Raw genomic sequence first — 22,117 nt, 5'->3', positions numbered from 1 at the left:
GTTCGTATCATTCATTAGGACAGGTTTGGAGCGTTAAACGCGAAGTGCTGAGGATTGTTTCACAATCCCAATTTCCCACCTTTCACAGTTCCCCAAACTGTGAAAGCCAATCAACCCTGCGCTAAGATGTTAACACGAACTAAAGAAAGCGAGCCTAGGATTAAACCCCAGGCTCTTAGCAATTCACGATTATTTCACTTCTACTTTTTCTGTCCAAGGACGGGCTGTTGTAGCTAGAACTCCATTGAGTTCTTCCACGTTACGACGACCTTGGTCTGCCAACCATGCCTTAGCAGCCTCTTCACCTTCTTTGGCAAAGATTGCCACAGCATCTTTCCAAGTTGCACGTCCGCAGAGAACACCGTTGAAGTCTGAGCCTGCCTCTTTGGCAAAAACAAGAGTTTCTTGGAAGAGTTTTGCAGATACACCCGCACTGAGGTAGATATATGGCAAATGCGTGCTTTCAGACTGCTCTTTGAAGTAGGCTTTTGCTTCTTCTGCAGTGTAGACTGGCTCTTCATCTGTGTAGCCTTCTACAAAGTTCATGTTAACCGGTACTTCTACCTTAAGCACATCTGCATTGTAGCGTGGCTTGCTAAATTCACGCATAGCGCCATTGACCTTGTGTGGTTTGAGGGCTGCGTATTCACGAGAAGTCACGTCCATATCGCTTGCATCGTAAGTCAAGATTTCCACGAAGTAAGGAATATCTTCTGCCAAACACTCGCTACCGATGCGTTCAACCCAAGCGTGTTTGATGTCGTTGATTTCTGGCTTGTCATCCACATCATAGTAGAGCAAGATTTTCACGGCATCTGCGCCCAATTCCTTGATCCGTTTTGCTGACCAGTTTGGCAATAAATCTGGCAAACGACCCGGAGTTGAAGCATCATAACCAGTTTTTTCATAGGCAGCGATAAAGCCACAGTCCGCATGGCGCAATTCTGACGCAGGTACACCATATTCTGCATCCAAAAGGATAGAGCTGGCATAAGGTGTCAGGTCACTTGAAATCACTTTTTTGAAATCAATCAAAATATCGTCGCCGAATTCACCACCACCAGCAGCTGCCGCCAAAAGGCGTTTCAAAGCACCGCGTTGGTCAATAGCAAGAGCCGCAATGACTTGATCACTGTTTGACAAACGTGTCATGTGATCAAACTTAGCTTGCGAAAGTTGTAGTTTTGTCATTAGAATCCTCCTTAGGAAAATGAGATAAACAAAGTTAAGTAGGCTAGCCTAGTGCCTAACAAATTAATAACAAAGCAATAAAAGATAAACGAAATGACGAAATTTATCCGAAGCGCTTCACACCGTCCAGATAGGTCGCTTTGAGCTGACCTTGATCATCCACGACAATGAAATCTGCTGCGCGACCTGGAGCGATTTGACCGCAGACATGGTCAATGTTGACAGACCGTGCTGGTGCAAGAGAGGCCATTCTCAAGGCATCAGGCAGGCTGACCAAGTCCCACTCGACCACATTTTGCACCGCTTGGATAAGCTCCAAGATAGAACCAGCCAAGCTACCGCTGTCTTTGAGGCGAGCTGTGCCGTCTTTGACCACGACTTCAAATTCACCCAGACGAGACTCGCCCTCGCCCATACCACCAGCCCGCATGCAGTCCGTAATCAAGACCGTTTCCTGCGCTCCTCTGGCTTTGACAACAATTTCAGCTGCTGCAGGGTGGACATGATGGCCGTCACAGATCATTTCTGCGTAGACATCTTTGAGACTAAGCGCAGCGCCCACCATACCCGGTTCACGATGATGGAGACCGCTCATCCCGTTGTAGACATGGACAAAGATATTGGCACCTGCATCAACTGCTGCCTGCGCTTGTGCAAAAGTCGCATCCGAATGCGCTAGCGCTGTATGGATTTGCTTGCTGTTGGCAAATTCGATAAATTCCTTAACGCCCTCGCGCTCTGGAGCAATGGCAATCTTATTGACCAAGCCATTGGAAAGACTGTACCACTTGTCCAATTTCTCTATCGAAGGGTCACTCATGTATTTTGGATTTTGGGCACCCTTGTATTTTTCAGTGAAAAATGGTCCTTCGAGGAAGATTCCTTGAATTTTCGCACCGGTCTCCTCACCAGCATGTTGCCCAATGGTTTCACAGACCGCATCCAGATTTTCTGTGGAATCTGTCAAGGTCGTTGGCAGCCACGAGGTCACACCGCAAGCTAACAGACCTTCTGAAATAGTCTTAATCCCCTCAAAGTCATTGTCCATGACATCGTGAGAAGCGTAGCCGTGAATATGCGTATCGACCAATCCCGGTGCAAGGTGATAAGCTGAATGGTCAATGATTTGACCGCCCGTCGGCTCTTCTGTCAAGATTTGACCGAACTGACCGTTTTCTGTAATTTCTAAGTAAGCGTTTTCTATCTCTTGTTCAGCAAGAATAATTGATTTTGCTTTAATATAGGTTGGCATGGTATTCCTCCTATTAAACTGGTTATATCCACTTGTTATTATATTGTATAATGCTTCACTTGTCAAGTAGAAACCGAAAAATCGGTCATTCTTTCCCAAATTGCTAAATTCTCAAAGTAAGTTCTAGTCTGTCTTAAAAACTGGAAATTAGACTGAGACAAGGAAATAAGGTAGAACTTACTATGGGACAAGTTGGCAATCGACAATGAAAAACAAACACTTAACTCTCTCTGATCGCAACGATATTCAAATAGGAATTGAACAACTTAAGCCCTTCTCAGCTATAGCAGCTAAGTTAGGTAAAGATCCTTCTACAATCTCAAAAGAAGTTCGGAGAAATCGAGTGGTTAAAGAAAATTCTGTGACATCTAATTGTGATTCTTGCCCTCTACTCAAAAAGGCTCCCTACGTTTGTAATGCCTGTCCGAAAAAGAGAATCAATTGCGGATACCAGAAACAATTCTACTACGCAAAAAGAGCTCAGCTTGATTACGAAGCTAAGCTCTCAGACTCGAGAACAGGTGTTGCCCTAAACAAGGAAGAATTCTATCGTATGGACGAGATTGTCTCTGCAGCCATCCAAAAGGGACAACACCTCAACCATATCATCGCCTCAAACGAACTTTCGGCATCCAGAGCTTCTATCTACAGATACCTTGAAAAAGGCTATCTGTCCACAAAGCCCATTGATTTCCCCCGTGTCGTGAAATTCAGAAAGCGGAGAACCAGAAACCTACAACCCATTCCTAAAATTGCCAAAGAAGGACGGTCTTACGAGGACTTCCAACGCTTTCTCACAGAGAAAGGAATCAGCTATTGGCTGGAAATGGACACCGTTACTGGACGGATCGGCGGAAAGGTACTTCTCACCTTTAACCTCTCCTTCTGTAACTTTATCTTCGCTCGATTACTTGATAATAAAACAGCTAATGAGGTCGCTAAACATCTCTACGCTATCAAGAATGACCTACATCAGAAAGAGATGGACTTCTGCGAAATATTTCCTGTCATTCTGACTGATAATGGCGGTGAATTCGCCAGAGTGGACGACATCGAAATGGATGTGCGTGGAGAATCTAAGCTATTCTTCTGTGACCCCAATCGTTCTGACCAGAAAGGGAGAATTGAGAAGAATCACACACTTATCAGAGATATTCTTCCTAAAGGAAGTTCGTTTGACAACTTGACACAGGAGGACATCAACCTGGTTTGTTCGCATGTCAACAGCATCAAACGAGCTTCTTTCAACGGAAAATCCGCCTATGAACTCTTTACATTTACCTACGGTGAGGAATTGGCAACACTTTTGGGAATCTCTAAAATTGACCCTGAGAACGTCATTCAATCACCTCGATTATTGGATAAATAATCGCTAGTTTTTATTAAAAAATAATTTCAAAAATAGAAAGGAACTTGTCCCATCCAAAATTCCAGATAGCTAGAACTTACTTTGAGACGTCTCAGAGCCAGTAACTTTAGTGTACTCTTTTTTTCAACTTTTTCAACCCTAAAACTCACTATTATCAACATTTTTAGTCAAAAAAGAACTTAGTCTGAGACTAAATTCTGTTGATGTTATGCAGTTTTCTCAAAGTAACTTCTGGAAGGACGGGAACTAGAACTTACTTTGAGAATTTACCTCTTTCCCAAATTTTACAACAAGCAAAAAGAGCTGAGAATATTCCCAGCCCATCTAACTATTCTATATATTGTCGATAAATGCGTGAAGACAGCAGACAAACCACCTCATAATTGATAGTCCCCACATAATCTGCCCAGTCTTGGACGGTGATTTCTCGGTCCCCATCCTGACCAATCAAGGTTACCTTGGTCCCCAGGGGATAAGGTTTTGGTAGACGAATGGTAATCTGATCCATGGAGACACGACCAACAATCGGACAAGGCTCCCCATCAACAAGAACTGAGAATCCCTGCATAGCCCGCAACAGGCCATCTGCATAGCCAATTGGCACCGTCCCGATATACTCGTCCCCCTGGCTCTCGTAGGTCATACCATAACCTATCTTTTGGCCCGCGTCCAAGAGCTTCGTCTGTACCAATTGGGACTCCAAGCTCAGGGCCGGCAGAAGAGCATAGGGCAGTTCTAACTCCCGACCGCTTGGGTTGAGGCCATAGAGAGCATCCCCCAGGCGAATCATATTGAAAACAGCATCTGGATGCCAGATACTGGCCGCAGAATTACTAGCATGAATCAAATCCGGCAGGCTTGTCAATTGGTCCAGAATGCTCCGGAAATTTTGCAACTGTTCCTGATAATAGCAATCGTCTGCCTGGTCTGCAGCCGCAAAATGGGTAAAGATACCTTCAAAATCTACATCAGCAGCTGCCAATTCTTCAATCAGTTCAGTGATTTCCTCAACATTCCGAAAACCCAGACGCCCCATACCTGTATCCACCTTGATATGGACAGACAGGCCGTCCAGTTCCAATCCTGCCTCCTGCACCAAGTGCCACCAATCCAGACTAGACACTGTCAGACTAATATTTGTCTGGCGGGCCAGAGGAATGCAGTCGATTGGGACCACACCAAGAATCAAAATTGGATGTTCCAGACCGGCCTGGCGGAGCTCCAAGGCCTCGTCCATATTGGAAACACAGAAGCCATCTGCCTTGGATGACAATTCACGCGCCACTTCCACAGCCCCATGGCCATAGGCACCGGCCTTAACAACCGCAAACTTCTTCGTTCGAGCTGGCAGATTCTCTGTCAGCCTATCAAAGTTGTGACCAATATTGCCCACCTTCACCTTAGCTACTGTGGGCCGATGTATGCTAGCTTTCATCCTCTTCCTCCAAAATGACACTGGCCTGGACAAAATTCCCTGAATGACTGATACTCAGCCAAACTTTACAGGCTGCAGGCGATTTTGTGACCACTGGACGCCCCTTCTCATCCGGCAAAATCTCCAAATCCTGAAAACCGATTTTTCCAATCCCCGTTCCCATGGCCTTGACAAAGGCTTCTTTTGCCGCCCAACGACCAGCCAAAAATTCAACTTGTCTGCGCCCAGACAGGCTCGAAAACCGTTCTCTCTCTGATTCAGTCAGCACCTTTTCTACAAAACGGGGCTTGCCCTCCATTGCTGCCGCAATCGCTGCGATTTCCTGTAAATCTATACCGTGACCAATAATCATTTTCACCTAAAAAATAGAGCGGGGAGGCTACTCATTCCTGCCCCACCACGCTCCTGTTCTGTTTATTCTTTATCTATTCGAAAAGCTGTTACTGTCTTCCGTGACAGTTTTTAAATTTCTTCCCTGAAGCACATGGACATGGTGCATTGCGATCGACACCCTCAAAGGCCTCTTTCGGAACTGCACGAGTCGGTGGGATGATATTCTTAACTGCTGTTGTATGTGCCTCATGGGCTGCACGTTCACGTTCAATATTGTCGTGAATCTGAGCCTTCATCATCAAACGCGTCACATCAAACTCAATCGAACCAATCATGTCATTGAACATGGTAAAGGCTTCTGACTGGTACTCGACAATCGGATTGTTCTGAGCATAACCACGCAGACTAACTGCATTTCGCAATTGATCCAGAGCATCGATATGATCTGTCCATTTATTATCCACTACACGCAAAATCAAGACTTTTTGGAACTCGCGAATACGGTCCTCATCTTTTAATTTGGCAAGCTGTGAATCATAAACCGCAATGGCTCTGTCGTACAATTCATCTGCAATTTCCCCATAGCTGAGGTCTTCCAAATCAGATAGGCGCAAACTCTCCTCGTCAACCAAATTGGCATGAGCAAATTTGAGAATTGAATCCAAGGCCTCTTCACGACTGAAGCTCTTATGGGAGTCAATCAGGCGCTCAATTGTCCGCTGAATCATAGAGCGAATTTCAGGACCCAAATCGCGTTCAGCAGTAATCACATCATGGCGTTGGCTGTAGATAATCTCGCGCTGTTCACGCATAACATCATCATACTGAAGGACCTGTTTACGAGAATCGTAGTTGTTTCCTTCGACACGCTTCTGCGCCGCCTCAACCTGACGAGTCAACATGCCAGACTTGATGACAGACTCTTCTTCAGACAAGTTCATCCGCTCCATGAAGGCCTTGATTCGCTCTGAACCAAAGCGTTTCATCAAATCATCTTCCAAGGATAAGTAGAATTGTGATTCACCTGGATCCCCTTGACGACCGGAACGTCCGCGGAGCTGATTATCGATACGGCGGCTCTCATGGCGCTCCGTACCGATAACGCAAAGACCGCCAAGTTCACGCACACCAGGACCCAACTTGATATCCGTACCACGACCGGCCATGTTGGTGGCAATAGTAACAGCACCACGCTGACCAGCGTTCATGATAATTTGGGCTTCACGGTAGTGGTTCTTAGCATTAAGAACCTCGTGCGGAACCCCTGCAGCCACCAATTTTTGAGAAATCAAGTCAGAGGTCTCAACCGCAACAGTACCGACAAGAACTGGTTGACCTTTTTGGTAACGTTCTTTGACATCACGCACTACAGCATTAAACTTGTATTCCAAGTTTGGATAGAGTAAGTCTTCATGGTCGATACGTTGAATTGGACGGTTGGTTGGGATAGGAATGATGCGGATATTGTAAATTTCTCGGAATTCTTCCTCTTCTGTCTTACCAGTACCCGTCATACCAGACAATTTCTTATACATACGGAAGAGGTTCTGATAGGTGATAGAGGCAGACGTCTTGGATTCATTCTGGACAGGTACACCTTCTTTGGCTTCAATAGCCTGGTGCAGACCGTCAGAATAGCGACGTCCTTCCATGGTACGACCTGTAAATGGATCGATGATCATGACTTCCTGCTCTTCATTGACCAGATAGTCAACATCGTAGGTCATGATATAGTTGGCACGGAGGGCATTGTCCAAGAAGTGGGTAATAGCCACGTTCTCAATATCATAGAGGTTGTCCAGCTTGAAGAATTTCTCAGCCTTGTCAATCCCTGAATCCGCCAAACCAATGGTTTTAGACGGTACATCGATGATATAGTCGTCGCGATCCAAAGATTTGACCAACTTATCCGCCAAGAAATAGAGCTGGTTTGTTTCTGAGCCTTGAGGACCTGAAACGATCAAAGGTGTACGGGCCTCGTCGATCAGGATTGAGTCAACTTCATCGACCAAGGCATAGTTGAGCGGGCGCTGTACCATATCTTCTGCACGCACCACCATGTTATCACGAAGGTAGTCGAAACCAATCTCCGAGTTGGTGGAGTAAGTGATATCGCAGTTATAGGCTTCACGCTTTTCAAAAGGTGATTTGGCTGCCAAGTTGATCCCAACCGACAGACCCAACCATGAATAAAGCTCACCCATCTCAGTCGCATCACGAGTAGAAAGGTACTCATTGACCGTTACTACATGTACCCCTTCACCTGTCAGGGCGTTGAGGTAAACCGGCATAGTCGCCGTCAAGGTCTTCCCTTCACCAGTACGCATCTCTGGAACGTCACCATTGTGGAGAACGATACCACCCATGACCTGAACCTTGTAAGGATAGAGACCCAGGACACGACGCGCACCCTCACGAACAACGGCAAAGGCTTCATAGAGGAGTTCATCCAAGGTTTCACCTTTGGCAAGGCGGTCCCTAAACTCCTGCGTCTTGGCCTGCAACTGCTCATCCGTCAAGGCTTCCATGGCATCTGCATAAGAGAAAACCTTGTCCGCCATTTTTTCTAATTTTCTTTGCTCACCCTTATCATTTTCAATAATGGAGCGGAGCATATTTCTAACCATTCTGTACTTCCTACTTAACTTGATTTTGCTTGTCTGACCTGTCACAAGGATACCCTTCCGTCTTTGGGTAAGCTACATCCATCAATAGCTGACAACCATTTGACAAGAACCTAAAAATTCCAGGCCAGATGACATAGTTCAATAATATATTCTAGCACAAGATTTGGTTTTTTTCAAGGTTGGAACAACTCTCAAACACGCTTTTCACAAAGAAAACAGCCCCTTAGCAGGACTGCCTTCCAGATTCTATGGATGACTAACTATCATTTCCAATTGCCCTGAAAATTCCCATTCCAGCACATTGCTTGGCAAAATAAAGTGGCTTCCTTTTTCAATCTCGTAGACTTGACCATCAACCTGCAATTCGCCTACACCATCAAGGACGCTGACTAGATAGTAGGGAGCTTGTTTTTTGAAAATGACCGCATCCTCGATTTCCCACTTGTAAACCGTGAAAAATTCATTGCTGACATAAGTTGTGGCCCTCAACGCCCCAGCTTCAATAGTATCGGGGTGGCTGTTTGCTGGCTCACCAATGGTCAGAACATCAATAGACTGCTGGATATGGAGGTCACGGAGGTTGCCAACATCATCCTTACGGTCAAAATCATAGACCCGATAGGTCGTGTCGCTGGACTGCTGGGTTTCCAAAATCATAATTCCCTTGCCGATAGCGTGCATGGTCCCGCTTGGCACATAGAAAAAGTCACCTGTCTTGACCGGCACATGGGTCAACAATCTATCCCACTCCTTGTCCTCAATCATCTGGGCCAATTCTTGACGGCTCTTGGCCTCGTGACCGTAGATAATCTCAGCCCCCTCATCCGCCGCAATCACATACCAGCACTCAGTCTTTCCCAATTCGCCCTCATGCTCTAAGGCATAGCTATCGTCCGGATGAACCTGAACAGACAACCAATCATTGGCATCCAGAATTTTGGTCAAAAGCGGAAAAAAGGGGCTGTCACTGTCGCCAAATAAATCACGACGCTCAGCATATAACTTGTCCAAGGGAGTACCCTTGTAATCGCCATTGGCTACGACGGAAACGCCGTTGGGATGAGCCGAAATGGCCCAAAATTCACCGGTCGTCTGGCTGGGAATTTCATAACCGAATTCAGTCTCTAAACGATTCCCACCCCAGATTTTTTCCTGCATGACGGAGTTTAAAAATAATGGTTGTGCCATAATAGTCTCCTTCTCAATTCTTCTAGCCCTATCTTATCAAATTTCCCAATAAATACCAATGAAGAGCCACAGAAAAGCCTGGCAGAGCCAAGCTTCTCACTTATGTCAGACTTATTTTTCAGCTACTTTTTTGGCTAAAGCAAAGTTTCCGAGTGTCGCAGAACCATTTTCCGCAACAGCAGGTGTCACGATGTAGTCCTTGACATCTGGTGTTGGCAGATAGTCATTCATGAGGCCTGTAAATTTCTCACGGACACGGTTAAGCATGTGCTCCTGCGCCATCACACCACCACCGAAAACGATGACTTGCGGACGATACAAAAGTGTTGCCTGCACTGCGGCCTGAGCAATATAGTAAGCCTGTACATCCCAGACATCAGAGTTTAGCTCAATCAACTCACCGCGGATGCCTGTACGACCTTCCAAGGAAGGACCAGCTGCCAGACCTTCCAAACAGCCATTGTGGAAAGGACAAACGCCGTTGAATTCATTTTTTACATCGTAAGGGTGGAGTGCAACGTAAGTATGGCCTGCTTCGGTATGGCCGAGACCACCGACAAACTCACCATTTTGAATAGCCCCAGCACCGATACCTGTACCAATCGTATAATAAACCAGACTCTTCACACCCTTGCGCACCAAGGTCTCACCAAAAGCAGAAGAGTTTACATCTGTCGTAAAGTAGAAAGGAATGTTAAATTCTTTTGCAATCAAGCCCAGCAAGTCAATATTTGACCAATGAGGTTTTGGTGTTGAAGTGATATAGCCATAGGTTTGTGAGTTTTGGTCAATATCAATCGGACCAAACGAACCAATAGCAATCCCAGCCAAACGATCTTCGTAGCGTTTGAAAAATTCTACCGTACGCTCAATGGTTTCATAGGGCGTTGTTGTCGGAAACTGTGTCTTTTCAATGACTTGGAAATCTTCATCACCGACCGCACAAACAAACTTTGTACCACCAGCTTCCAAGCTACCGTATAATTTTGTCATCTGATTTTCTCCATTATTTTTATCAATCTATTATACCATAGAAAGAAATAGAAGAAAAAGGCTTATCGCCTTTTTCTGTGCCTATTTTACGGATTATTTAACAACTTTCAAGAAGTCCGCACCATGAGCGATTGTACCCTCAGCAAGTGGAGCTACTTCTGTGAAGTCTGCAGTGTTTGTCACGATGATCATGGTTGTATCATCAAGACCTGCTTCAGCGATTTTCGCTGCATCAAATTTAGCAAGTGGTGTACCAGCTTTTACCTTGTCACCAGCAGCAACCAATTTCTCAAATCCGTTACCGTTCATAGAAACTGTATCGATACCGATGTGAATCAAGATTTCAGCACCAGTCACTGTTTTCAAACCGTAGGCATGGCCTGTTTCAAAAGCGATGGTTACTTCAGCATCCGCCGGAGCATAGACAACACCTTCAGTTGGCTTAACTGCCAAACCTTTACCCATAGCACCTGATGAGAATACTGGGTCGTTCACATTTTCAAGAGCTACAACGTCACCTGACAATGGAGAAACAAGAGTTTCTTCAGCAAGGTCCGCTGCTGGAGCAACTGCACCTGTTGATGCTTCGTTTTTCAAAGTAGAAGTCTCAACAGCTTGTGCTGGAGTCTCATCCTCGAATCCGAAGAGGTAAGTCAAGGCAAAACCAAGAGCAAATGATACGGCTACCATGAGGATGTATTGGAACAATTGGCCGTTACCAACATAAAGTGTCGCACCAGGAATGATGGTTACACCCATACCGTTACCAGCAAGTCCAAGGATTGAGGCAAAGGCACCACCGATTGCACCTGCAATCAATGAAAGAAGGAATGGTTTGCGGTAACGCAAGTTAACACCGAAGATAGCTGGCTCAGTAATACCAAGGAAGGCAGAAAGAGCTGCTGGGAAAGCAAGAGCTTTCAATTTAGGATTTTTTGTTTTCACACCAACCGCTACTGTTGCAGCACCTTGTGCTGTCATAGCTGCTGTGATAATCGCGTTGAATGGGTTAGCACCAGTGTTGGCTACCAATTGAGCTTCCAAGAAGTTGAAGATATGGTGAACACCAGATACGACGATAACTTGGTGAACACCACCGATAAGGAGACCACCAAGACCAAATGGCAAGTGCAAGATTGCTTGAGTACCAGCCAAGATGTAGTTTTCAACTACGTGGAAGACTGGACCAATGACAAACAAACCGAGGATTGACATTACAAAGAGTGTAATGAATGGCGTTACCAAGAGGTCAAGAACGTCTGGAACAACCTTACGGACTGCTTTTTCAAATTTAGCACCGACCAAACCGATGATGAAGGCTGGCAAAACGGAACCTTGCAAACCAACGACTGGGATAAAGCCGAAGAATTTCAGAGGTACAACATCACCACCGTTAGCAACCACCCAAGCGTTTGGCAATTGTCCAGCGATCAGCATCATACCAAGAACGATACCGATGGTTTGGTTACCACCGAATACGCGGAAGGTAGACCATACTACCAAGGCTGGCAATACGATGAAGGCTGTATCTGTCAAGATTTGTGAGTAAACGTTCAAATCTTCTGGCAAAGTGTAGCCAAATGCAGCCAACAATCCACGGAGACCCATGAAGAGACCAGTCGCTACGATAGCAGGGATGATTGGAACGAATACGTCACCGAAAGTACGGATAGCACGTTGGAAACCATTTCCTTGTTTCGCTGCTTCTGCCTTTTGCTCACCAGTTGTTGCTGTTGGCAAGCCAAGTGCTACGACTTCATCGTAGATTTTATTTACAGTACCAGTACCAAAGATGATTTGGTATTGACCTGAGTTAAAGAAGGCACCTTGAACTTTTTCAATGTTCTCAGCCTTATCCTTATCAATTTTTCCTTCGTCAACGACCATAACACGGAGGCGTGTCGCACAGTGAGCTACGCTACGTACGTTTTCACGTCCACCGAGGGCTTCGATGACTTCTTTTGCAATTTGTGTGTTATTCATCTTGCAAAATCTCCTTATTTTTTATTTTTTGAAAGTGTTTTCAAACCTTTCAGTGTTTTTATTATAACACTTTTGAGAAATATGTCAAACGTTTGTCATATTTTTTTATAAATTCATCCAAAATAACGGTAAAAACTTGATTTTTAAGCAGGAAACGTTTACTATATAGGATGAAATAGTATAGATTTTTGGAGAAAATATGGCCTTTACAACTGAAGAGCGTTACAGAGCCTATGCTGACTGGACGCCAGAATACATTGGAAAAATTAAACAAAATACTGCAAGCTCACCTTGGAGAACTAACTTCCACATCGAAACACCTCACGGTTTGCTCAATGACCCTAATGGTTTTTCTTACTTTAATGGAAAATGGACCCTCTTCTACCAGTACTTCCCATTCGGTGCTGCCCACGGCTTGAAATCTTGGGTTCATACCGAATCTACGGACTTAGTGCACTTTGAAGAAACAGGTACCATTATGTATCCTGATACGCCACTCGATAGCCACGGTGCCTACTCTGGCTCTGCCATGGAGTTTGGTGACAAACTCTTCCTCTTTTACACAGGAAATGTCCGCGATGAAAATTGGCAACGTCACACCTATCAGATTGGCGCCCTCATGGACAAGGATGGCAAGATCGAGAAGATTGACAAGGTCTTGATTGAGCAGCCAGAGGATACGACTGACCATTTCCGTGACCCACAGATTTTCAACTACAAGGGACAATATTACGCCATCGTCGGTGGACAAAATCTGGATTTGAAGGGGATTGTTAAGCTCTACAAGGCTAAAAACAACGACTACCTCAATTGGACCTATGTGGCGGATTTGGATTTTGAAAATGACCTGACGGCCTACATGATGGAATGTCCAAACATTGCCTTCGTCGGTGACCAGCCCGTCCTGCTCTACTGCCCACAGGGTCTGGACAAGTCTATTCTGGACTACGGCAACATCTATCCAAATATGTACAAGATTGGCCAGGCATTTGACCCTGAAACAGGAAAAATTGTAGAACCGAGTGAGTTAATCAACCTTGACTACGGTTTTGAGTGCTATGCAACACAGGCATTTAACGCACCAGAAGGTCGCACCTTATCTGTCAGCTGGTTGGCCCTGCCAGATGTGGAATATCCTACGGATACTTATGATTACCAGGGCTGCTTGTCCCTGGTCAAGGAATTGACTATCAAGGACGGCAAGCTCTACCAGTACCCGGTCGAAGCCATTACTAGCCTCCGCCAAGAAGCTCTGCCATTTTCAGCAAAAAAAGAAACCAACAATGTCTACGAATTGGAGCTGGACTTTGCTGCCAATGGTAAGCATGAAATCGTCCTCTTTGCCAATGCAGACCAAAAAGGCTTGGTGCTGACAGTTGATACAGAAAAGGGACAGATTAGCTTGGACCGCGAACATTGTGGTCAGCCATTTGCTCTTGAATTTGGCACAAGTCGCGCTTGTGATATTCAGCCTGGAGCGCTTACTGCCAATATTTTCATAGACAAGTCTGTCTTTGAAATTTTCATCAATAAAGGAGAAAAAGTATTTTCTGGTCGCGTCTTCCCTGATGCTGATCAAAATGGCATTGCCATTACCAGTGGCAATCCAACCGGAACTTACTACCATTTAGATTATGGTCGCAAAACTAACTGATGTTGCTGCCCTAGCTGGCGTCAGTCCCACAACCGTGTCCCGCGTCATCAATAAAAAAGGCTACTTGTCAGAAAAAACTGTCAAAAAAGTCCAGGATGCCATGCGGGAATTGGGCTACAAGCCCAACAATTTGGCGAGGAGCTTGCAGGGAAAATCGGCCAAGTTGGTCGGACTCATCTTCCCTACTATCAATAATATTTTCTATGCCGAGTTGATTGGACACCTGGAAAGCCAACTCTTCAACCGAGGTTATAAGACCATTATTTGCAACAGCCAGCATGAATCGGACAAGGAAAGAGAGTATCTAGAGATGTTAGCGGCCAATCAGGTTGACGGCATCATCTCGGGCAGTCACAACCTGGGTATCAAGGACTATGACCGGGTGTCCGCCCCAATTATTGCCTTTGACCGCAATCTCTCTCCTACTATTCCCGTTGTCTCTTCTGATAACCACGGAGGAGGAGTCTTGGCGGCCCAAACCCTGAAAAAGGCAGGCTGCAAACGACCTATCATGATTTCGGGGAATGATAATTCCGACTCCCCTACTGGTCTGCGACGGTCTGGTTTCCTCTCCGTCTTACCAGATGAAACCGTCTATCACGTTGCCAGCGACTTTACACCCATTCGCAAGGAAATGGAAATCAAGTCCATTCTGGAAAAGCACGCCCCCGACGGCATCTTTGTGTCAGACGATTTGACAGCTATACTGGTCTGGAACGTTGCCCAATCGCTCAATTTGACTATTCCGCAAGACCTCAAATTGATTGGCTATGATGGGACTTATTTCATTGAAAATTATTACCCGCAGCTGACAACCATTAAGCAGCCATTGGCTGACATCGCCAAATTGATGGTGGATTTGTTGATTGATAAAATCGAAGGCAAGGAACTGGATAAACGGAACTACGTTTTGCCAGTCAGCCTATCCGCCGGAGCTAGTATATAAGACAAGTATTGTGTAATGCTTGTCTTTTTTGTCAAATTCTACTTCTCCTGTATCATCCCATAGACAGCCAAACTAGTCAACTCTGAACATTTCATGGCATCCTTCCGAAACTGAGCGTTTATTAAGTCAGGTGGGCTAAATTCTTTCTGAGAGTAATCTCCCTTTCCCAACTCAAAAAGAAACGAAAAAAAGAAACCTGATTAGGCTTCTTCTTGGATAAATTGGCTTAATACGCCGTTTACGAATTTAGCGGATGACTCGTCTGAAAATTCCTTGGCTAGCTCGATGGCCTCATTGACAGCTACACGGTCTGGTGTTTCCTCGAAATGTTTGATTTCAAAGAGGCCCAGGCGCATGATATTTTTATCAATCAGGGTCAAACGGTCCAGGGTCCAGCCAGACTTGAGCTTGCTAGACAATTCCTTGTCCAATTCTTCTCGATAGGCTGCCACACCATTGACCAAGTTGAGGAGAAAGAGAGGAATTTCCACACCTTCTGTCTCTTCCTCACGGTCATAGAGGTAAGAAAATTGAGCAGCCTGGACAGGCTCTTGGCCAAATTCTAGGGATACAATCGCCTGCAAAGCGCACTTCCGCAGGGCATGTCTATTATTCTTCATCGAGGAAATCCTCTCCGAACAAGTCTTTCAGGGCTGGTTTTGGTGTCTTATCTGGAACGATGCCGTTGACGTGGATATTAACCGCAGCCAACTCCACCTCTGCATAGTTAAAGACAGCAGTCTTGACAGCTCGCTGGATATCCATTGATACAGCAGGGACATTGACGCCATACTCCAGGTAAACGTAAATATCAGCCGTCACTTGCCCTTCCTCATCTGTATGAAGGTAGACACCCTTGTTGAGAGATGATTTTGACAGGCTATCTGCAACCCGCTTGTTTTGAAGAGAATGGACCCCCTCAACTTTTGCTGCTGCAATGCCTGTAATTACTTCAAGAACGCGTGGCGCAATAACGATTTCGCCTTGGTATTCTGTTGTCATAGGCTCTCCTTTTCTAAGAGGGGCAATTAAGCGCGTGATACGTAAGTTCCCTCTGCTGTGTTGATAACGAGTTTTTGACCTGCTTCGATGAAGTCTGGCACGTTTACAACCAAACCGGTTTCCATGGTTGCTGGCTTACCTGAACCTGTTACAGTCGCTCCTTTGATAGATGGCTGGGTTTCTGCAACCACCAACTCAACAGTAGTTGGAACAGTAACACCAATTACTTCCGTTCCGTAGAATTGGATTTTCACGTCAGAATTTTCCAAGATGTAGAGCAATTCTTCTTGAATAGTTGCGACTGGAATTTCATACTGGTCGTAGGTTTCCGTATTCATGAAGTAAGCTGTGTCATCCATTTGGTAAAGGTATTGAGCTGGGACGGTTTCGATGATAGCTTGTTCAAATTTCTCATCTGGACGGTAGGTCGTGTCAAAAGTTGAACCTGTACGCACATCACGCAATTTCATACGCATGATCGTGTTCCCCTTACCTGGTTTGTGGTGACTTGCATCCAAAACCTTAATCAACTTACCTTCCGCTTCGAAGGTCATACCTGCTCTAAGTTTACTTGCTTCAATCATTGTAATGACTACCTCTTAAAATTTTATTTATTCGTTTTATTTTACCACAAACTGACAGATTTCTCAAATGACAATCAATTCTTTTGGAGCTAAGGTCAAGACTTCGCAACCTGTCTCCGTAATTAACAAGTCATCCTCAATACGAACACCGTATTTGTCATCCAAATAGATTCCAGGCTCATCCGTCAAGACCATACCAGCCTTGATAGTCTCGTCAGATTTTCCAAAGTAAGGATATTCGTGAATGTCCAAACCAATCCCGTGCCCAATCCCGTGCGTGAAGTTGGCTCCATAACCAGCCGCATTGATAATCTCACGAGGAATAGCGTCAAACTCGCGGTAGGTGACACCTTCCTTGGCCTGCTCAATCAAAGCCTTATTGGCACGCAAGACCACATCATAAATCTCACGCTCTTGGTCTGTCACATGACCGATATGGATGGTACGCGTCATATCGCTAACATAATGTTGGTAGTAGCAGCCAAAATCCAGTGTCAGCGTTTCACCAGTTTGGATAACTTTCTCTGAGGCTCTTCCATGGGGCATAGCAGAGCGGTAGCCAGATGCCACGATAAACTCAAATGATGCCCCTTCAGCACCGAGTTGACGCATGCGGTGGTCAAGGAAATGATTGACGTCCATCTCAGTCGTCTGACCTGGTTTGATAAAGTCAAGAACATCAATAAAGGCCTGGTCTGAAATCTGACATGCACGGCGAATAGTCGCAATTTCCTTCGCATCCTTAATCATACGCAAGTCTTCGATAAAGTTTGACATAGCAACCAACTGACACCCCTCAAAAATGCTGGTCAGACTTTGATAGAAACCATAGGTCACCTGGCTATCAAAACCAATGGTTTCAAGCCCATCTTCCTTAATCACCTTTGCAATCTCTTCAAGGGCAAAACGGCTCTCGATAATATCAAAACCTTTAACTGATGCCTTAGCTATCAAGGTATAACGCGAATCAGTCACAAACAAGCGACGCTTGCCACTGATGAAGACAGTCGCCTCTGTCCCCCAAAAACCTGTCAAGTAGTAAATATTGTTTTGACCAGTCACCAAGATTCCCTCAACAGCTGATTGAGCTAATTTTGCTTCAAATTTTTCAACACGCGCTTGCATGATCCACCTCCGAAAATTATATAGGATTATTATAGCAGAAAAATGCAGATAAGAAAAACTACCGTCAAAAAGACAGTAGCCATCACTTAACGCGAACGTAATTCAACTGGTTCTAAGAAAATCAATTGACCTAACTTTGCAGCACCAACAATTCTAGCTTTGATATGTAAATTTGTACCTAAAGGAACACTGTCCGTATCATCTGTAAAATTCAAATCATAGAAGTTCACATTCTCAAACTTCATCGGAATCCCCGTATAATTTGATGTATTTTCGTCTATCCAATCGCCAGTCTCCAACAAGAAATCAAAGCGTGTATCATAATTTCCATAGGGTGCGGTATAGGCAACATGACCATCAAATTCGACAATTTGTCCCTTATACTTTTCTACAAATTCTTTAGCCTTATTCTCGTCGTAATTCGAGGTGACATAAGCAAAATCTGGATTATCAACCGTAATAACTTCTTCCTTAACAGGCTCAGTTACTTCTTCCACAGAGGAACTTGGGGTTGTACTAGCATTGGATGAACTTTCACTGGTCTCTACAGGTTCACTGCTACTTTCCTCAGTTTCGTTATCATATTCTTTAAATGTATGATAGTGGATGGTAATAGGAACATCTTTCTCGAATAAATCTCCCTTTGAAAAAACCTCCTCACCCTTGACAGTAATTTTTTCAATCTCACCATCTTTTGTAAAAATACCAAATGTTAGATCATCAATTTTCTGAGTGGTTACATTTTCAAAACCAGCATCCTCTAACTGCTTTTTCACAGACTGGAAATCCGTATCTTCTGGATTCGCACTCACAGGAATAGCAATCTTATTGGTATCAACATTTTCACTGCTTTCTCCACAGGCAGTCAACATAAAACTTGCTAAAAGTGTTGTCAACAAAAATAGCATTTTCTTCAACATAATAAACTCCTTTGCTTTTTCTTATCCATATTTTACTATATAAATACCAACTTTACAATACATTTTGTAATACAATTTGTAACATTTATTATCCTTCGTTTTCTCTATACACTAATAGTATGGAGGGTGATATGGCTTTTAAATTAAAATCTGATAAAAAAGAGACTGAAATCAAAACAATTCGATTTCCATCCGAGTTAGTTGATAAAATTGAGGAGGCTATTGTCAAAAAAGAAGTTAGTTTTTCCAGTTTTGTCATTCAGGCCTGTAACTATGCCCTGCAAAACATGGATAAAGAAGAGTAAAAAAGAGCCAATCAGCTCTTTTTTCTATGTATTATCTCAACTTACTCTTCAAATACTGGCCTGTAAAGCTGGCTGGGTTAGCTGCTACTTCTTCTGGTGTCCCTGTCGCAACAACGGTACCACCGCCGACACCGCCTTCTGGCCCCATGTCGATAATGTGGTCAGCTGTCTTGATAACATCCAGATTGTGTTCGATGACCAGCACGGTATTGCCATCATCAACAAAACGAGCTAAAACCTTTAACAATTGAGCAATATCCTCGGTATGCAAGCCAGTCGTTGGCTCATCCAGAATATAGAGAGATTTACCAGTTGATCGCTTGTGAAGCTCAGATGCCAATTTCATCCGCTGGGCTTCCCCACCAGATAGGGTGGTTGCTGGCTGACCTAGAGTAACGTAGCCCAAGCCCACATCTTGAATGGTACGGAGTTTGCGCTCAATCTTCGGAATGTGTTTGAAGAACTCGACCGCATCATTGACCGTCATATCAAGGACCTGGGCGATATTTTTCTCCTTGTAGTGTACTTCCAAGGTTTCAGAATTGTAACGGTGTCCATGACAGACTTCGCAAGGAACAAAGACATCTGGCAAGAAATGCATTTCAATCTTGATAATCCCGTCACCAGAGCAGGCTTCACAACGACCACCTTTGACGTTAAAGGAGAACCGTCCCTTCTTGTAACCACGAATTTTGGCTTCATTGGTCTGGGCAAACAAATCCCGAATATCATCGAAGACACCTGTGTAGGTAGCTGGGTTGGAACGCGGTGTCCGTCCAATCGGACTTTGGTCAATATCAATCAAGCGATCCAAGTGTTCAATTCCTGAAATGGACTTGAACTTGCCTGGCTTGTCCGAATTGCGATTGAGCTTCTGGGCGATAGCTTTTTTCAAAATGGAATTAACCAGGGTTGACTTACCTGAACCAGACACCCCTGTCACCGCTACAAATTTCCCAAGTGGGAACCGAACAGTCACATCTTGCAGGTTGTTTTCCTTGGCACCGGTCACCTCTAAGAAACGACCATTGCCAACACGGCGTTCCAAAGGAACTGGAATTTCACGTTTACCAGACAGGTATTGGCCTGTAATGGATTTCTTGTTTTTAGCTACTTGGGCTGGTGTGCCAGAGGCCACGATTTCTCCGCCAAAGACACCCGCACCTGGACCGATGTCAATCAACCAGTCCGCCTCACGCATGGTGTCCTCATCATGCTCCACCACAATCAAGGTATTGCCCAAATCACGCATTTTCTTAAGACTGGCAATCAGGCGGTCGTTGTCCCGCTGGTGCAGACCGATCGACGGCTCATCCAGAATATAGAGGACACCTGACAGGTTGGACCCAATCTGGGTCGCCAAACGAATCCGCTGGCTCTCACCACCCGAAAGCGTACCTGCTGCTCGTGAAAGCGTTAGGTAATTTAGACCAACGTTGTTAAGGAAGGAAAGGCGATCCTTGATTTCCTTGACAATGGGCGTCGCAATCGTCGCTTCATTTTCAGACAAGGTCAGATTTTCAATCACTTCCAGATGATCCGCCACGGACAAATCAGACAACTGCCCGATATGAAGTCCCTGCTCGCCACCAACTTTAACAGAAAGGGCTTGGTCATTGAGGCGATAGCCATGGCAGGTTCCACAGGTCAGCTCATTCATGTAGGCCTTCATAACCGTCCGAGTATAGTCACTGTTAGTTTCACGGTAGCGGCGATTGATATTGGTAATCAAGCCTTCAAAGGGAATATCGATATCACGCACCCCACCGAATTCATTTTCATAATGGAAATGGAATTCTTTACCATCCGATCCATTGAAAATCAGGTTCTTCTCCTCTTCCGTCAATTCCTCGAAAGGCTTGTCCATGTCCACACCAAAGTGATTCATGGCCTGCTCCAACATCTGAGGATAGTAGTTGGATGAGATTGGATTCCACGGAGCCAAGGCACCGTCACGCAAGGTCTTGCTGGCATCTGGGACAATCAAATCCGTATCCACTTCCAGCTTCATGCCCAAACCGTCACAATCGCTACAAGATCCAAAAGGAGCATTGAAAGAGAAAAGACGAGGCTCCAACTCGGGCACTGTAAAACCACAAACTGGGCAGGCATAGTACTCAGAGAAAAGCATTTCCTTCTCATCCATGGTGTCAATGATGACATAACCGTCCGCAATTCGAAGAGCAGCCTCAATCGAATCAAACAAGCGAGAACGAATGCCCTCCTTGATGACAATTCGATCGACCACGACCTCAATATTATGAGCCTTGCTCTTGGACAATTCAGGCACTTCAGACACATCATAGACATCCCCATTGACACGGACCCGCACATAGCCATCCTTCTGCACCTTCTCAAAAATGGTCTTGTGTTGACCCTTTTTCTTGCGAACAATCGGTGCTAGAATCTGCAAACGTTGGCGTTCTGGCAATTCCAAAACCTCATCGACAATCTGCTCCACCGAAGAAGCCGCAATGGCCCCGTGCCCATTGATACAGTAAGGCACCCCTACCCGAGCATAAAGCAAGCGGAGATAGTCATTGATTTCTGTTGCCGTTCCAACCGTCGAACGCGGATTCCGCGACGTCGTTTTTTGGTCAATGGAAATAGCAGGGCTGAGACCCTCTATGGAATCCACATCAGGCTTGTCCATATTGCCCAAGAACTGACGAGCATAGGCAGACAAGGACTCCACATAGCGACGTTGGCCTTCGGCATACAAGGTATCAAAAGCCAAACTCGACTTACCAGAGCCTGACAAACCAGTCACCACCACCAACTTCTCACGCGGAATTGTCACATCAATATTTTTTAAATTATGGGCACGAGCCCCATGAATCACAATATTTTCTTGCATAACATGATATAAGTGCGTTTACGAGATAACTGGTGACGGTCAACTAGCTCCGCGTCACCAGACGAAACTGCCTATGGGCAATTTCTATATCTTGTATTAGCTCGATTTTCAAAAAATATCGTTTTGAAAATCTCACGTCAAGAAACCGTATAAAACTCGACGCTTTTAGCACGCATTCAAATCCTTTCTAAAGATACAAAGACCGTAAAACGCACAGTCAAAATAGGCGGTAAGTCCGAAATCTGTGATTTCGAAGACACACCCTCGTCAAGACAACTAGTGCTTTCACAGGTTGAAAACCGAAAAAGGCACAGATGTCTACGACGCAGAAGCCAGTTCCACATGCTTAAACA

Annotated in this window: 18 protein-coding genes; 4 read left to right on the top strand and 14 right to left on the bottom strand. The window is 45.0% G+C overall.

Annotated features, from left to right (window positions below; all coding sequences use genetic code 11):
- Positions 1–189 precede the first annotated feature (189 nt).
- Together lacD and nagA are read right to left on the bottom strand one after the other, a co-directional pair.
- Complete coding sequence (lacD, locus tag NQZ91_08725; protein ID UUM57424.1) at positions 190–1,191, bottom strand: tagatose-bisphosphate aldolase; 1,002 nt, start codon at positions 1,189–1,191, stop codon at positions 190–192.
- A gap of 103 nt (positions 1,192–1,294) precedes the next feature.
- Positions 1,295–2,443 carry an N-acetylglucosamine-6-phosphate deacetylase gene (nagA, locus tag NQZ91_08720; protein ID UUM57423.1) on the bottom strand — a complete coding sequence of 383 codons (1,149 nt, stop codon included), beginning with the start codon at positions 2,441–2,443 and terminating at the stop codon, positions 1,295–1,297.
- 205 nt (positions 2,444–2,648) lie between these two features.
- Here nagA and NQZ91_08715 point away from each other — a divergent pair, with 205 nt between their 5' ends.
- Entirely contained in the window at positions 2,649–3,812 is a 1,164-nt protein-coding gene (locus NQZ91_08715; GenBank protein UUM57422.1) for an IS30 family transposase, read from the top strand.
- 328 nt (positions 3,813–4,140) lie between these two features.
- Here the strand turns inward: NQZ91_08715 and alr are convergent, their stop codons facing one another.
- The 6 genes from alr to NQZ91_08685 form a co-directional block, all read right to left on the bottom strand.
- The gene (gene alr / locus NQZ91_08710; GenBank protein ID UUM57421.1) at positions 4,141–5,247 is read right to left on the bottom strand and encodes an alanine racemase; all 1,107 of its coding nucleotides are present in this window, start codon (positions 5,245–5,247) and stop codon (positions 4,141–4,143) included.
- Positions 5,237–5,599, bottom strand: coding sequence for a holo-ACP synthase (gene acpS / locus NQZ91_08705; protein UUM57420.1), 363 nt, complete (start codon positions 5,597–5,599; stop codon positions 5,237–5,239). Before acpS ends, alr begins: the two co-directional genes overlap by 11 nt.
- 88 nt (positions 5,600–5,687) lie before the next feature.
- Positions 5,688–8,207 (bottom strand): preprotein translocase subunit SecA, encoded by a 2,520-nt coding sequence (gene secA / locus NQZ91_08700; protein UUM57419.1) that lies wholly within the window; start codon positions 8,205–8,207, stop codon positions 5,688–5,690.
- Positions 8,208–8,453: 246 nt separating this feature from the next.
- Positions 8,454–9,395, bottom strand: a complete 942-nt coding sequence (gene manA, locus NQZ91_08695) for a mannose-6-phosphate isomerase, class I (GenBank protein UUM57418.1) — start codon at positions 9,393–9,395, stop codon at positions 8,454–8,456.
- A gap of 111 nt (positions 9,396–9,506) precedes the next feature.
- Complete coding sequence (locus NQZ91_08690; GenBank protein ID UUM57417.1) at positions 9,507–10,388, bottom strand: ROK family protein; 882 nt, start codon at positions 10,386–10,388, stop codon at positions 9,507–9,509.
- A gap of 93 nt (positions 10,389–10,481) precedes the next feature.
- Complete coding sequence (locus NQZ91_08685; GenBank protein UUM57416.1) at positions 10,482–12,371, bottom strand: sucrose-specific PTS transporter subunit IIBC; 1,890 nt, start codon at positions 12,369–12,371, stop codon at positions 10,482–10,484.
- Between the two features lie 199 nt (positions 12,372–12,570).
- On the opposite strand from NQZ91_08685, the gene NQZ91_08680 reads away from it, so the two are divergent.
- Together NQZ91_08680 and NQZ91_08675 are read left to right on the top strand one after the other, a co-directional pair.
- Positions 12,571–14,025: a sucrose-6-phosphate hydrolase gene (locus NQZ91_08680; GenBank protein ID UUM57415.1), complete on the top strand. Its 1,455-nt coding sequence runs from the start codon at positions 12,571–12,573 to the stop codon at positions 14,023–14,025.
- Positions 14,006–14,971 (top strand): LacI family DNA-binding transcriptional regulator, encoded by a 966-nt coding sequence (locus NQZ91_08675; GenBank protein ID UUM57414.1) that lies wholly within the window; start codon positions 14,006–14,008, stop codon positions 14,969–14,971. Before NQZ91_08680 ends, NQZ91_08675 begins: the two co-directional genes overlap by 20 nt.
- 200 nt (positions 14,972–15,171) lie before the next feature.
- Here NQZ91_08675 and nusB read toward each other — a convergent pair whose 3' ends face one another.
- The 5 genes from nusB to NQZ91_08650 form a co-directional block, all read right to left on the bottom strand.
- Entirely contained in the window at positions 15,172–15,591 is a 420-nt protein-coding gene (nusB, locus tag NQZ91_08670; protein ID UUM57413.1) for a transcription antitermination factor NusB, read from the bottom strand.
- Positions 15,581–15,973, bottom strand: a complete 393-nt coding sequence (locus tag NQZ91_08665; protein ID UUM57412.1) for an Asp23/Gls24 family envelope stress response protein — start codon at positions 15,971–15,973, stop codon at positions 15,581–15,583. The genes nusB and NQZ91_08665 overlap by 11 nt, the downstream gene beginning before the upstream one ends.
- A gap of 26 nt (positions 15,974–15,999) precedes the next feature.
- A complete protein-coding gene (efp, locus tag NQZ91_08660; GenBank protein UUM57411.1) occupies positions 16,000–16,557 on the bottom strand; it encodes an elongation factor P in 558 nt (185 codons plus the stop codon).
- A 63-nt stretch (positions 16,558–16,620) separates the two neighbouring features.
- Positions 16,621–17,682: a Xaa-Pro peptidase family protein gene (locus NQZ91_08655; GenBank protein UUM57410.1), complete on the bottom strand. Its 1,062-nt coding sequence runs from the start codon at positions 17,680–17,682 to the stop codon at positions 16,621–16,623.
- Positions 17,683–17,768: 86 nt separating this feature from the next.
- Positions 17,769–18,602 carry a DUF4839 domain-containing protein gene (locus NQZ91_08650; protein ID UUM57409.1) on the bottom strand — a complete coding sequence of 278 codons (834 nt, stop codon included), beginning with the start codon at positions 18,600–18,602 and terminating at the stop codon, positions 17,769–17,771.
- 131 nt (positions 18,603–18,733) lie between these two features.
- Here NQZ91_08650 and NQZ91_08645 point away from each other — a divergent pair, with 131 nt between their 5' ends.
- The gene (locus tag NQZ91_08645) at positions 18,734–18,907 is read left to right on the top strand and encodes a hypothetical protein (GenBank protein UUM57408.1); all 174 of its coding nucleotides are present in this window, start codon (positions 18,734–18,736) and stop codon (positions 18,905–18,907) included.
- 31 nt (positions 18,908–18,938) lie between these two features.
- On the opposite strand, the gene uvrA is transcribed toward NQZ91_08645, so the two are convergent.
- Positions 18,939–21,764: an excinuclease ABC subunit UvrA gene (gene uvrA / locus NQZ91_08640; protein ID UUM57407.1), complete on the bottom strand. Its 2,826-nt coding sequence runs from the start codon at positions 21,762–21,764 to the stop codon at positions 18,939–18,941.
- Positions 21,765–22,117: the final 353 nt, after the last annotated feature.

The organism is Streptococcus suis (assembly GCA_024583055.1).
Classification (GTDB): domain Bacteria; phylum Bacillota; class Bacilli; order Lactobacillales; family Streptococcaceae; genus Streptococcus; species Streptococcus suis_V.
Note: the sequence above shows the minus strand (reverse complement) of the source record. Positions and strands in the feature narration are given on the sequence as shown.

Bases quoted from the DNA above. Each gene is read 5' to 3' on its own strand.
- NQZ91_08715 (UUM57422.1), top strand. From the start codon at position 2,649: ATGAAAAACAAACACTTAACTCTCTCTGATCGCAACGATATTCAAATA.
- uvrA (UUM57407.1), bottom strand. From the start codon at position 21,764: ATGCAAGAAAATATTGTGATTCATGGGGCTCGTGCCCATAATTTAAAA.
- nagA (UUM57423.1), bottom strand. From the start codon at position 2,443: ATGCCAACCTATATTAAAGCAAAATCAATTATTCTTGCTGAACAAGAG.
- NQZ91_08685 (UUM57416.1), bottom strand. From the start codon at position 12,371: ATGAATAACACACAAATTGCAAAAGAAGTCATCGAAGCCCTCGGTGGA.
- efp (UUM57411.1), bottom strand. From the start codon at position 16,557: ATGATTGAAGCAAGTAAACTTAGAGCAGGTATGACCTTCGAAGCGGAA.
- NQZ91_08650 (UUM57409.1), bottom strand. From the start codon at position 18,602: ATGTTGAAGAAAATGCTATTTTTGTTGACAACACTTTTAGCAAGTTTT.
- lacD (UUM57424.1), bottom strand. From the start codon at position 1,191: ATGACAAAACTACAACTTTCGCAAGCTAAGTTTGATCACATGACACGT.
- acpS (UUM57420.1), bottom strand. From the start codon at position 5,599: ATGATTATTGGTCACGGTATAGATTTACAGGAAATCGCAGCGATTGCG.
- NQZ91_08665 (UUM57412.1), bottom strand. From the start codon at position 15,973: ATGACAACAGAATACCAAGGCGAAATCGTTATTGCGCCACGCGTTCTT.
- alr (UUM57421.1), bottom strand. From the start codon at position 5,247: ATGAAAGCTAGCATACATCGGCCCACAGTAGCTAAGGTGAAGGTGGGC.
- NQZ91_08645 (UUM57408.1), top strand. From the start codon at position 18,734: ATGGCTTTTAAATTAAAATCTGATAAAAAAGAGACTGAAATCAAAACA.
- NQZ91_08675 (UUM57414.1), top strand. From the start codon at position 14,006: ATGGTCGCAAAACTAACTGATGTTGCTGCCCTAGCTGGCGTCAGTCCC.
- secA (UUM57419.1), bottom strand. From the start codon at position 8,207: ATGGTTAGAAATATGCTCCGCTCCATTATTGAAAATGATAAGGGTGAG.
- NQZ91_08690 (UUM57417.1), bottom strand. From the start codon at position 10,388: ATGACAAAATTATACGGTAGCTTGGAAGCTGGTGGTACAAAGTTTGTT.
- NQZ91_08680 (UUM57415.1), top strand. From the start codon at position 12,571: ATGGCCTTTACAACTGAAGAGCGTTACAGAGCCTATGCTGACTGGACG.
- NQZ91_08655 (UUM57410.1), bottom strand. From the start codon at position 17,682: ATGCAAGCGCGTGTTGAAAAATTTGAAGCAAAATTAGCTCAATCAGCT.
- manA (UUM57418.1), bottom strand. From the start codon at position 9,395: ATGGCACAACCATTATTTTTAAACTCCGTCATGCAGGAAAAAATCTGG.
- nusB (UUM57413.1), bottom strand. From the start codon at position 15,591: ATGAAGAATAATAGACATGCCCTGCGGAAGTGCGCTTTGCAGGCGATT.